This is a genomic window from Spirochaetota bacterium, from assembly GCA_034190085.1.
Lineage (GTDB): Bacteria > Spirochaetota > UBA4802 > UBA4802 > JAFGDQ01 > JAXHTS01.
Genome location: JAXHTS010000010.1, coordinates 1 through 14,143, shown reverse-complemented (window position 1 = coordinate 14,143; position 14,143 = coordinate 1). Strand labels below are relative to the sequence as shown.

4 protein-coding genes are annotated in these 14,143 nt (G+C 39.3%); all 4 read right to left on the bottom strand.

All coding sequences use genetic code 11. The features are described from left to right. The coding region (locus SVZ03_02060) for a hypothetical protein (GenBank protein MDY6932992.1) at positions 1-427 on the bottom strand (427 nt) is incomplete at its 3' end. A 783-nt stretch (positions 428-1,210) separates the two neighbouring features. Continuing rightward, positions 1,211-6,061: a hypothetical protein gene (locus tag SVZ03_02055; protein ID MDY6932991.1), complete on the bottom strand. Its 4,851-nt coding sequence runs from the start codon at positions 6,059-6,061 to the stop codon at positions 1,211-1,213. Positions 6,062-6,904: 843 nt separating this feature from the next. Beyond that, on the bottom strand, positions 6,905-11,836 hold the full coding sequence (locus tag SVZ03_02050) for a hypothetical protein (GenBank protein MDY6932990.1): 4,932 nt from the start codon (positions 11,834-11,836) through the stop codon (positions 6,905-6,907). Positions 11,837-12,395: 559 nt separating this feature from the next. Next, positions 12,396-14,143: hypothetical protein (locus tag SVZ03_02045; protein MDY6932989.1), on the bottom strand; the 1,748-nt coding region annotated here is incomplete at its 5' end.

Sequence of the window (14,143 nt, the reverse complement as noted above, 5' to 3'; positions counted from 1 at the left end):
AGATCTTATCCATAAGATTGTACATGTTATCAGCATAATATGATTCTGATAGAGAATCCCTGCGAGAAAAAACAGGATCCCTATCCAGCTTGTCCTGTTGAATTATCTGATTAACCAGGTTCCTGACGTTTGAGATAGTATCAGCTACAGGATGTTCCTTGCTTGTCAATAGATCATCTACAAGATATACCACGTCTTTTGTTTCGCGGAGATAATCATCCAAGGATTCAGCAAGTAGCTTATTGAATGTGCGCTGATCAATCGGATTGAACATGCTCCGTAAGGCGGGCCAGTCATCAAGCAGGTTAAATAGCTTGAATTCAGGTTCAGGATCATTCTTCTGGAAATAGGATAGATCTTCTGAGGAACAAAATGTTAATGAAACTAGTAATAAAGATGCTAGCAGAAACGTTAAATATTTCTTCATAATACTCTCCCTTTTTAAAATATAGGTTTTTTAGGTTCAGTCCCGTAAAGTAATACCTATCATGTATCTTCTAAATTGTCAGCAAGGGTAGAGTATTATCACATTTGTGAGAAGGTGAACAATTGATAGTGTATTAAGCCATAGTAGTGAGTGAAATTCATCTTCTCATATTTAATCATCGAGATGCGACTCACCTCTTGTGAAAACTACATGTAGGCTCGGAGAACTTGGACAATCTTTGTAGCGAGAATTTATCTCGACTTGTCCTTTGTAAATAATTTACTATATTTACAAAGTTAAATCAAATTAAGTTGCTTATAATAAAAAGAAAAATAATTCCTCCTTAACTTTGATAAAGATTGTTTAATCTGTTTATTTTAAAAAATTAGATTAATAAAAAACCGGCTGGCCTTTTCTATATCCAATATAGATATACAATACTGCTGAGTCAAGAAAAAATGAAAAATGAAGGATTTTTTCTGATTTTGGGGCGACCTCTTCTAATGTAGGAATTATACAGAAGAAGATTATTTAAATTAGTTATTTTTTATATTGTTTTATTTCGCAATGTTAGGTTTACATTATTTATCATTATTCTATAAATTGTGTAAAGAGTAGATTATTTTTATAGAAATTTGAATTAATTTCACTTAATTCATAAATGTGGATTCAAGAATGGTTGCAAAATATAGATGGAGCGTCATTATATGGCGCTCCATAATATAATCTTCATCTTTGGTCAAAAATGATTATTTATGTTGTTTTTATATCTCCTTCATTCTTCTACCATGATAAAATCTCACCCATAGCCCTAAAGGGATCCGCGCTCTCCATTATATTCTTATTTGAATGGAATATATCCGTTTCAAACCAACCAGGCAACTCATCTTCCTCAATCATATCCGCAAAATCCACCAAAAGATCAGCTAATTCTGCCCAGAGAGATGAATCAGCTCTTTTAACAAGGTCTATACCCAGAAAATCATAAAGCTGCTCTAATACATCCTTTGTAGGATATCTGGATGTAAAATTTTTAATGAAGTAGATGAGGAAATTATTTTCACCTCCATTAGCGCTATCAATATCACTTAATATAGCATCTGCAACAATCAATAGATTATCATAGTGCCCCTTAAAGGCCTCTAATATCCTTGGCAATTCAAATTCTAGAATATGATTTATTTGATCAGGGTACTCCCACTCTCCATTAGTGTACTTTGTTAAGACCGAGCCTAGTGTATGACGTAGACCTCTTAGGTTGTCATCAGTTGCGTCAACCTGTCTGAAGAATTTGTCTATTAGGGCTATTAAATCCTCGATTATGTTGTATCTGCCTTCTGTCTCTCCATTGTCGCTCAGTAGTTCTCCCAGAGCATCCATTAGCTTGTCAAAGTTACTCCAATCCTCATACTCAGGAGGAGCAGGGAATTCTGCAATCTCCAATGTTATATCCTCAGGTCGCATCGGATATGGATTCCCATTTTCATCTTCAGAGAATGACCATTCAGGATGGATAATATTCATGAAATTTCCCTCATTCAGCGCTACAGGAAAGGCCTTTGGGACTCGAAGGGTAGATGCAAACTGTTCAATGCCATAGCATACTTTACGTCGCAGACCCCAGGTGGTCATATCATTATCATCAACCCCCTTCGCGCCGTATGGATCATCATAGTTCGTATCAGCCAGGTCGCAAAACCATCGTAGAAAGGCCGATATAAGCCTTGAACTAACAGCACCCTCGGGTTTATTCTCGCATGTTTCATATTTATGTACATCATAGCTTGTTAATAAGGGTAACAGCCCATCGCATCTTTTGGGTTCTTTTACATAGGGATCGCTGTCTATTAGTATGTTATAAAAATTTCTAATATCAGCCATTCGGAAGAAGTTCCTTAGCGCCCAACCGCCGAAAATACTCGTGTTATCAGGCGCAAGCGGATTACCTGTTTCCTTATTGACGCCGGAAGAAGCAATATAATCTGTTGGAGTGAGTATATATGCTGTAGATGGAGTTTCATCATCATCTATTTCATAGTATTTTTCACCGAGGGGATGATCGGATTTGAGTTTTCCACCCTGTAGCAGTTGCTTCCACGAGTTAAAGGGACGAATATTGTCTTCTGTGTCATACTCATAATAGCAGAGTGGTGTACGGGCTAATGCCCCTAATGCATCATGCAGCAGAAGCCCAAGTCCATTATGCGTTACGGATGATGCAACAACTTTAGGATCATACAGATCAATATCATATCCCACATAATCACGGAATGTTTGACACATTAGCACAAATACCCAACCCACCACGCTTTTGTTGCGCCAATTAATATCGCTCTGATCTCCGCCAATCGTTGCACCCCATTCAGGATGCACAATGCCATTTTCGTCTTTGAGGAGCTCACCGGTTCTTCCTCCAAAGGTTTGGGCGTCTTTCGTGTGATAGATCGCATTTTCCCCAACCACCTGCTCGGTTCTGCATCTGGGGTAGGTAATATGAAGCAGAGACTGGGCGTTTAACATTAAAGATGGCATCAATGGCAGATTGTGCTGGAGTATTGGTTTTACAGGTAGGTTAAAAAGATAGCCGCCATATAAAACTGTGTCTATTGCATATTTAATTATATCATCAACTGTCCCTAAATCTATACCAAATAATCTAATTGTTGAAAGCGCATTGTCTAATACAGTCTTTAATTTATCTGAAATAAGTTTTTCAGGGAATATCATAGAGAATCTATAATCTGTGCATATTTGGGAGTCGCCAAATCCACCGTTAAGCACCCATCTTCCCATAACAGGATTTTTTGCAGAACCATGAGGAAACTTCAGGGAGAGGAGGGCGCCGGCGCCATTACCCTCAATCATTACAGTAATAGGTATACCCATATCGCTTGGAATTAGTCGAAGAATGCTGTTTTTTATTGGAGTGAGAATCCAGTCTGGAATCATAGAGAGATAATCAAAGAGTAAATAATTAAGCGCATCCTCAATCACTTCATGTTTGATGCTGAAATAGAGAGTTAGCGGCAATGACAGCAGCATCTCGTTCATACACCACTGATAGTTATTGTTGGTTGCCTGTGCAAAGCTAAAATGGCATTCTCTCTCAATGCAATTCTCGGGTATCATCTCGCGACCCATAAGGCATCCAGGCTGAGTAGCATTCCCGCTCATGTCCGCTGGAGATACAAATATCGATTTGTTGGATCCTATAGGTTTATACTCAACAAGATAGTACTCGGAGGTCCATCTCTCACGATAGCGGTTCTCTCGACCAGAATACTCCCTTAGTATCTTTCTTTTGCCATCATAACCGTCTCTTATGAGTTTGGCAATCCCATTGCCCGATACATCGCTGATCTCGATTATGCCATCAGGGATATACTTGCTCGCCGGTTCTTTATTCTCCCCCATAAGCATAAAACCTCTACCTGCTGGAACAGCAGGATTTTGAGAGAAATGTCCATCATAGGAGTTATTGATTTGATTTATAACACTGAGTTGATCCCATGTCTGTTCATCGCTAAATACTATTTCTTTTTCTATTCCATCGATATTGATCTTGACTATAGCATCATTCTCCAAATAAACCCCGCCATCAGTAATGAGATCCGCATCTGCATAGAATTTCGCTGGCTCAAGCACATCAAACACGCCATATGCTGGATATATGTAATCCCACGTTAATGGATCATCCGGATCGGGCTTATACACATGCGCGTAAGTATTTTGATTATCACTGAAATAGGTGTAGAAATCGCCATCAATTTCCGCATTCCTAGTGCAATAAAAGGGCCCCTGGCCCATCATGATCATATTGACTATGAATCCCAAAAGCCATCCAATAAAGTCGTTATTGGCAAAGCCAACGGCAGAGTAGGGTCTATAGGCATTTAGTATGGGCTCTCCATTCTCATCGTAGGGATTTCTACCACCTTCATATTCGCGAGGGAATCCTGAATCGCTTACAATTGGTCCTCCAAGGAAAGTGAGGAAACCAAAGTTTTTATCAAAATTGAATCTGTAATTTGACCTTTCATCCACATCAAAATAGAATGATGACCTGAAAAGATGATCCTTTATGTCATCAGTAAACGCGACCTCATAAGGATTTATGCCAAAGAGGTAATTGAATCCCAATCCATTAAAGGCATTGGCCAGTGTAATAAATCCACTTTGATGAAGATTGCCGTAATATTGACTCGGGTGATCTACTAATTCACCAGTGTCCAAGTCACCGTTTGCAGTCGTCCATCCAGCGGTAGTACCAGTGCCGAAAAAGAGTCCAAATATACATTCAAGGTTGCTCATAGGTGAGGGCTCAGTGCGGGGATCAAAGTTATCGGCATCATAGGAATCTACAATTCTGTCTCTCGCTGCTATATCAAAACGCAGTTGATCGTACACTCCTTCCTCAAAGTGGTTAAAAACAGTATCTGGATTAGGATTATCCGGATGTTCCTCTACCCAATCAAAGGTCTTTGTTGATATCTCCAAAAAGTAGGTCTTCATCCCTCTCTTGTCCTCTAATGCTGAGCCATCGCGATCTGCCCTAAGGAGCAGAACCTGCAGGGCTGAGAGAAAACAGTGCAGGGTGTTTCTTAGGTTGGCATCAGCGTATATCCTGTCTTTATTATCGGTAAAGAGTCCATCAGCACCCTTACCATAACCGCTATATGGATTGAAGCGGGGCCATTCGTATCCCTCCCATTTTTTCCATTCTTCGCCGCCAGGGGTGAGATATTTTTGAAAATTGTGGGTTAGGTCTTTAATTACATCCTTCAACTTCTTTCCCTGCACCTCGGCTGTAAATAATTTTCCAGCTTCGCGAAGAATGATAAATATGTCTTCCCTCAGTTTATCATCCTTCATCATTTCATTTATTGCAATCAGCAGCGCGTCCATGCCCTTTGTGGCATTTCCAACTCCAAGATTTGTTGTGCCATTCTTCATTATTTTACTGCGATCGGTTATCATTTTGCCATTGCTTTCGAGCCAAATGTTTTCATTTGATTGAAATAGAAGTTTTGATAGATCCTCTAATAATCCAACCTCGCCATCTCGCCATAAATATGCTTCATCGCTGTTTTTTAAAAAATCTATCAGATCCGACACTATATCCTCAAGCTCTTCCCCATGGTAGGTATTTTTAATGTAGGTTATAATCTTTCTAACTATAGGGATGATATGCTCTGACAGCCCAATTCTCTTGTCTGATATCTGATCCCAGAGATCATAAAAGTTTTCAGAGTAATTTATAGAAGAACCATAACGCGAAGTGACTGGATCTTGATCCAGCTCATCCTGTTTTATAATTTGATTTAGCAGGATTCTAAAGCGGGCTATTACATTGGTGCGATATTTCGGATCAACCAATAGATCATCTACAAGATAAACAACATCCTTTGCCTCTGAGAGGTTATCATTCATTGAATCTGCCAGTAGTCTGTTAAATGTGCGTTGATCAATTGGATTGAACATAGTCCTCAAGGCCGGCCAGGGGTCAAGCAGATTAAATAGCTTAAATTCCGGTTCTGGATCGTTTCTTTGAAAATATGATAGATCCTCATTCGAGCAGGAAAAAGAAATTAATAGAAATAATATTAATGGTGTAAACACTAAATATTTTTTCATGATACTTCTCCCCTTATATGGTTTTCGAAATTATTCAATAAGTGAGATAATTAGGTGACATTGCCCCACTTCTATTTCCGCTTATGGTGCTGAAAGGGCATATGTTACAATTTCTCTTTTATTAAGAAATGATTTGTAACCCCATATAATTATTGAAAGCCATCATGTAAGCGCGGAGAGCTTGAACATTTATCCGGGCGTGGATTTTCATCCTGCCAGGTAATTCAAAGCATAATTGTGAGCGCGGAGAGTTTGAACATTTATCCGGGCGTGGATTTTCATCCTGCCAGGTAATTCAAAGCATAATTGTGAGCGCGGAGAGTTTGAACATTTATCCGGGCGTGGATTTTCGTCCTGCCAGGTAATTCAAAGCATAATTGTGAGCGCGGAGAGCTTGAACATTTATCCGGGCGTGGATTTTCATCCTACCAGGTAATTCAAGTTATTATTTCGAGTGTTGTTATATCATTGAATATTGAATAAATATAAACCGACCGGACTGTCTACTACTAAAATAAGATAGAACTTAATCTTAGTCAAAGAAAAAAAATAATAATTAACAATTTTTGTAACTTTTTTTTAGTAAGTGAGGAATTCCTTTGACTGAGAGTTTGTTTTAGAAAGTATAATAATTTGTCTAATGATGATAAACAATAAATTATAAACAGATTATTTGAAATATACTATTGAGAATAAATTGGGGTTGACTAATAATTCTATACGTTATTAGACAACCCCATAGTTTATATATAATTTTTTCTCCTCCCTATCTCTTCTCTGAAGAGATTACCTTCCGATTTTAGTTACATGATTAATTTTGGCAACAGTTATTTACTATACTTTTTACCATGATAAAATTTCCCCCACAGCCCTGAAGGGATCTGTGCTTTCCATTATATCCTTATTTGAATGAAAAATATCAGTCTCAAACCAACCTGGTTGCTCATCTTCTTCAATCATATCGGCAAAATCTACTAATAACTCTGCCAATTCTGTCCAGAGAGATGAGTCTGTCCTTTTAACAAGGTCAATACCTAGAAAATCATGAAGCTGCACAACAACATCCTTTGCTGAATAACTGGATGTAAAATTCTTCAGGAAGTATTTCATAAAATTGCCATTGCCATTCCCATTGTCAATATCCTTCAATAAGGTATCTGCAAGGACGAGAAGATTGTCATAATGTCCCTTAAAGGACTCTAAGATTTTAGGCAGTTCATCTTCAAGAATATGAGCAATAGAGTCCGGATATTCCCAGCCTCCTTTATTGTAGCTTGTCAACAGAACTCCCAGTGAATGGCGAAGACTAATTAAATTTTCTTCACTAGCGTCAATTCCCGTGAAGAGTTTCTCCATAAATGATATCACATCTTCCATTATGTTGTATTTGCCGTTGGTCTCTCCATTATTGCTCAGAAGTTCTGAAAGGGCGTCGCACAACCTATAAAAATTGGTCCAGTTTTCCTCTTCTGGGGGATTTGGAGATTGTGCAACTTCAAAGGTAACATCCTCTGGACGCATACCTAAAGATATCCCCTCGCAATCTTTATAGAATGTCCACTGGGGATGGATAATGCGCTTAAAGTTTGTCTCATTATCCTGCAGGGCAAAAGGCTTCTCAAGCCTCAGTGATGTCATAAATTGCTCAAGCCCATAGCATACCTTTCTTCTCAGTCCCCATGTTGACATGTCATCATCGTCAACACCAGCAGGGCCATAGGGATCATCATACTTTGAATCCCCAAGATCGTACACAAGTCCAACTATTGAGGTGAGTAGCTTTGTGTTTACCTTTTTCTCAGGATCATCTGAATTTGTTGTAAATCTATCAACATCATAAGCTGTTAGCAGGGGTAAAAGGCCATCACATCTCTTTGGTACAGGCGCAAAGGGATCGCTGTCTAACAGAATATTATATATATTTCTAATATCCTTCATTCGGTAAAAATTCCTAAGTGCCCAACCTCCAAAAATATTGTCAGGATCAGGCGCTAAAGGATCGCCAGTGACGCTATCTATCCCTGATGAAGCAATATAATCAGTTGGAGTGAGAAAGTAATCAGTCTGTAAAGCACCTCCATTATCAATATAAAAATCATCACCGAGTTTATGGTCATCCTTTAGTGTTCCTCCCATTATCTGCTGCTTCCATGAGTTGTAGGGGCGTTTATTATCCGGAGTATCCTTTTCGTAGTAGCTGAGTGGAACAAGGGCTAAGGCGCCTAACATGTCTGTGAGAAAAAGACCGATACCATTATGAGTGACAGCGGATGAAACGATGTTGGGATCATACAGATCAAAATTAGCATGCATGTAATCGCGCAGACATGCCGCTAAAATGACTACTACCCATCCAACTAATCCACGATTACCCCAGTCAGGATCATCATCTGTCTGCTCATGTCCCCATTCTGGTCTGTAATTACCATTCTTGTCTATACATAGATCCCCCCATCTTGCGCCAAATAGTAGATCATCATCACTATTATACACAGCATTATTGCCATCCTTTGAATACTTCTGTTCCCTTGAGCATCTGGGATAGGTGATATGAGCTAGAGATTGTGCATTCAACATTAGTGTTGGCGCTAGGGGTACGTTATTGCCAAGGAGTGGGTCTATCTTTAATCCTAATAGATAGCCCCCATACAACACCTTGCCAACAGCGAAATAGATAAACTCCTCGATTGGCATACCCAATAATATCTCATCTATAGGTCCTAACATGGGTATTCGTATTTTCAATATATCTATCAATTCATCAGCAATCAGCTTCTCAGGTAATATCACTGATAACCTGAAATCCCCTGGATGCAGGGAGTTGTCAAATCCACCGTCCTTTACCCATCTTCCCCTGCCTGTTTTAAGGTCCAAAATAGGATTATCCTCTGAACCATGAGGAAATTTTAGATTGAATAGAGCCCCAAGACCATTACCCTCTACTTGAAAGGTTAATGGAATACCCAGATTTGCTGGGATTAGGTTAACAATACTTAACTTTATGTTGTTGAACAAATTTTCAAAAAAATCTTTGCTAAGGATATGAGAAATTGAAAGATCATCGTAAATATAATCAAAGAAATAGTTAAAAAGTAGATAATCAAGGGCATCGCCAATCACATCGCCTGTGATGCTAAGATAGAGGGTTAATGGTATAGAGAGCTTCATCTCAGCAAAATTCCACTGAAAGTTTCGGTCAGGGCCTGCGCAGAAAAATTCAGGGCATTCCCTATACTTGCTATGCTCAGGTATCAATTCCTGGGCAACTAAACATCCCGGTTGAGTTGCGTTTCCACTCATATCGGCTGGATTTACGTATATTGGATTGCCAAAAGAACCAATGGGATTATATTCAACCAAAAAATAATCGGAGTTCCACCTCTCATAGTATCGATTCTCGCGGCCAGCATACTGTCGTAGTGTCCTCTCTCCATTATAACCCTCTTTTATGAGTTCTGCTACAGCATTACCTTCGATATTACTGATCTCAATTATGCCTTCAGGGATTTTGTCAATGGCTTTATCTTTATTTTCCCCAGTAATCATAAATCCCCTACCAGCAGGAAACGCAGGGCCATTCTGAAATTTTCCTTCAAAGTGATTGTCCTTGTTTATTTTCTCAATAACGCTCAGTTGATCCCAGGTTTTGCCTTTTTCAAAGGTAATATCACTCTCTATTCCATCAATATTGATTCTAACTATTCCCTCATCCTCCAGATAAATTCCACCATCAGTTAATAGATCTACATTAGAGAAAAATATTGCCGGACCAGCAGCATCGGTCGCGCTATCAACAGGATAGATATAATCCCATGTTGAGGCATCATCAGGATTGGGCTTTATCACATGCGCGTATATGTCACCATTTGTTCTGTAATATGTGTAGATATCCCCATCCCTCTTTTCTTTCCTTATGTTGTAAAATGGGCCAGTGCCATACATGATATCATGAACGAGCACTCCCAATAACCATCCAAGAAAATCATTATTAGCTAATCCTACTCCAGAGTAGGCTCTATACCCATTGAGTACTGGCTCGCCATTCTCATCATACAATGGCCCGCCGCCATCAGGGAATCCGGAGTCTTTCACCATCGGAATCCCGCTGAGAAAGCTTAAGAATCCATACTCCTTGTCAAAATGAAATCTGTAATTATCCCTTTCTTCTCTGTCAAAATAAAAGGTTGATCTATATAGATGATCCTTTATATCATCAGTAAATATGATCTCAAAGGGATTTATTCCCAGTAGGTAATTTAATCCAAATCCGTTAAAGGCATTGCCAAGGGTTAAAAATCCATGAGCGCGCAGATTACCATAATATTGACTCGGGTGATTGACTAATTCCCCTGTGTCTATGCCTTCTGCCTTGCCATTGGCAGTAGCCCATCCTGCTGTTACTCCTGTTCCAAATAGGAGGGTGAATATGCTTTCAAGATTGCTCATTGGAGAGGGTTCCCTCCCAGGATCGTAATTGTTGACATCATAAGAGCCGGTCTTAAGCCTGTCCCTTACACCCATATCAAAGCGGCAATGATCATAAAAGGATTCCTCAACATGATGAAACAATTCTTTGGGATCAAAGGGATTCTCCTCTATGGTCTGCAAATATTTACTAAATATTTCAAGAAAATAGGTTTTCTCTTTATATGTATCGTATAGTACTGCGCCTTCTCTGCCAGCCCTAATAAATATGCATTGTAAACTTGAAAAAATATAGTTTAATGTATTTTTCAGTTGGCCATCAGCGTATATTCTATGCTTGTTGTCTGTGAATTCATTATTTTCATCTTTTCCGTATCCGCTATAGGGATTGAAGTTTGGCCATACGTACTCCTCCCACTTTTCATATTCTTCACCGCCCGGGGTTAAATATTTTTTTACATTAGTAATGAGATCCTGCATTACATGTTTGAACTTTTTCCCTTGAACCTCTGCGCTGAAGAATTTGCCAACCTCGCGGAGGATAATGAATATATCCTCTCTAAGCTTGTCATCCTTCATCATCGCATTAACCGCGATCATGAGCGTATCAAAACCCCTTGCCGCATTCCCGCAACCTGTATCTATTTCTCCTGCATTTCGTATTTGATCACGGTCTGCTATTATCTTGCCCTCGCTGTCGAGCCAAACATTCTCATTTGCTTGCAGGAGAAGCTTGCCCAGGTCCTCAGTCAGGGTACTCTCCCCATCCCTCCAGAGATAGGGCTCATCGCTTCTCAAAAAATCTACAAGGTCAGACATTATCTCCTCAAGTTCCTCTCCCTGATAGGTGTTTTTAATATAGGATATAACCTTTTGTGCTATGTTTATCAGGTTTTCAGAAAGGCCTAACTTATTGTCAGAGATCTTATCCACAAGATTGTAAAAACCGTCAGCATAGTAGGACTCTGATAAGGAGTCTCTGTGGGAATAGAGGGGGTCTCTATCCAGCTTGTCCTGTTGAATTATCTGGTTAACCAGGTTCCTGACGTTTGAAATAGTATCAGCTACAGGATGTTCTTTACTGGTGAGAAGATCATCAACGAGATATACTACATCCTTTGTCTCGTTGAGATAATCATCCAAGGATTCTGCAAGTAATTTATTGAATGTGCGTTGATCGATTGGATTGAACATACTCCGTAAAGCAGGCCAGTCATCAAGGAGGTTAAATAGTCTGAATTCCGGTTCCGGATCGTTTTTTTGGAAGTATGGTAGATCTTCATTCGAACATGAAACAAATATAATAAATAGAAGCAATACTAATGGTATAAACAATAAACATTTTTTCATGACACTCCTCCCATTACATGGTTTTTGAAATTTTTTTAATAAACGAGATAATTTGCAGACTTTACCTATCTTTCCATTTATGCCTAGGATGATAATGGAGGTGTTTGCCGCCATTTCTCATCTATTGAGAACTAGTTTGTAACCCCATATTATTGTTTATAGTCATTATGTAGGCATGGAGAGCTTGAACATTTATCCGAGCAGGGGTTTATCCTGCTAGGTAATTCAAAGCGTAACTGTAGGCATGAAGAGCTTGAACATTTATCCGAGCAGGGGTTTATCCTGCTAGGTAATTCAAAGCGTAACTGTAGGCATGGAGAGCTTGAACATTTATCCGAGCAGGGGTTTATCCCGCTAGGTAATTCAAAGCATATTTGTGAGTGCAGTAAGTTTGTTTTTTATCTGAGCAGGTATGTAATCCTGCTCAGTACTTTAAATCATAACTGTGAGTGCGGAAAGTTTGACCATTCTCAGAAGTATTTTTTTTACCCTCTTTCCTTTATAATTTTATTATGTGATATTGATCCCTAATAATTATTAGGGATCAACATACATATCTTTACCATGATAAAATTTCCCCCACTGCCCTGAAGGGATCAGTATTCTCCATTACATTCTTATTTGAATGAAATATATCGGTCTCAAACCAACCAGGTTGTTCATCTTCCTCAATCATATCAGCAAAATCTATTAATAATTCTGCCAATTCCGTCCAGAGAGATGAATCTGTCCTTTTAACAAGGTCAATACCAAGAAAGTCATGAAGCTGCTCAACAACATCCTTTGCTGAATAACTGGATGTAAAATTCTTCAGGAAGTATTTCATAAAATTGTTATTTTCATTGTCACTCCCATCACTATTATTAATATTTTTCAATAAGGCATCAGCAAGGATGAGAAGATTGCCATAATGTCCTTTAAAGGACTCTAAGATTTTAGGCAGTTCATCTTCGAGAATATGAGCAATGGTATCAGGATATTCCCAACCTCCTTTATTGTAGCTTGTCAACAGAACTCCCAATGTATGACGAAGAGCAATAATATTGTCTTCGCTTGCATCAATTCCCCTGAAGAGCTTCTCTATAAGTGATATTACATCTTCCAGTATGTTGTATTTGCCGCCTGTATCTCCATTATTACTCAAAAGTTCTGATAGGGCGTCGCACAACCTGTTAAAATTGGTCCAGTCTTCAACTTCTGGTGGATTCGGGAATTGCCCAACTTCAAAGGTGACATCCTCCGGACGCATAGTCTCTAGATGATTCCCCTCGCAATCCTTATAGAATGTCCACTGAGGATGGATAATGCGCTTAAAGTTTGTCTCATTATCCTGAAGGGCAAAAGGCTTCTCAACCCTCAGTGTTGTCACAAATTGCTCAAGCCCATAGCATACCTTTCGTCGTAGTCCCCATGTTGACATGTCATCATCATCAACACCAGCAGGGCCATAGGGATCATCATACTTCGTATTACCAAGATCATAAATGAGTCCAAAGAGCGATGTGAGTAGCTTCGTATTTACACTCTTTTCAGGATCATCTGAATTTGTTGTAAATCTCTCAACATCATAGGCCATTAGTAGGGGTAAAAGGCCGTCACACCTCTCTGGAACAGGGGCAAAGGGATCGCTGTCTAACAGAATATTATATATATTTCTGATATTCTTCATACTAAAGAAATTCCTCACCGCCCAGCCTCCAAAGATGTTGTCAGGATCAGGCGCTAAGGGTTCGCCTGTCTCGCTGTTTATCCCTGATGAGGCTATATAATCAGAAGGAGTGAGATAATAATCAGTTTCTAAAGTACCGTCATTGTAAAAATTATCTCCCAATGGATGATTCTCCTTTAGAGTGCCACCCTTTATCTGTTGCTTCCATGTATTGTAGGGACGCTTGTTGTCCGGTGTATCCTTTTCATAGTAGCATAAGGGAACAAGCGCAAGCGAGCCTAATATGTCAGTGAGAAAATATCCTAATCCGTTATGTGTAACAGCGGATGATACAATTTCAGGATCAAACAAATCAAATTCAGCGTGCATATAGTCACGAAAACATCTAGCAAGAATAATAACTAGCCATCCCACTAATCCACGATTGTTCCAGTCAGGGTCATCATCTGTCTGCTCATGCCCCCATTCAGGTCTGTAATTACCATTCTTGTCCTTGCAGAGTTCTCCCCATCTTCCACCAAACAACAGGTCATCATAGCTGTTATATATGGCATTGTTGCCCTCCTTTGAATACTTCTGCTCCCTTGAACATCTGGGATAGGTGATGTGAGCCAGGGATTGTGCATTCATCATCATGG

Coding starts and splice junctions, on each gene's coding strand:
- SVZ03_02050 (MDY6932990.1), bottom strand. CDS start 11,836: ATGAAAAAATGTTTATTGTTTATACCATTAGTATTGCTTCTATTTATT.
- SVZ03_02055 (MDY6932991.1), bottom strand. CDS start 6,061: ATGAAAAAATATTTAGTGTTTACACCATTAATATTATTTCTATTAATT.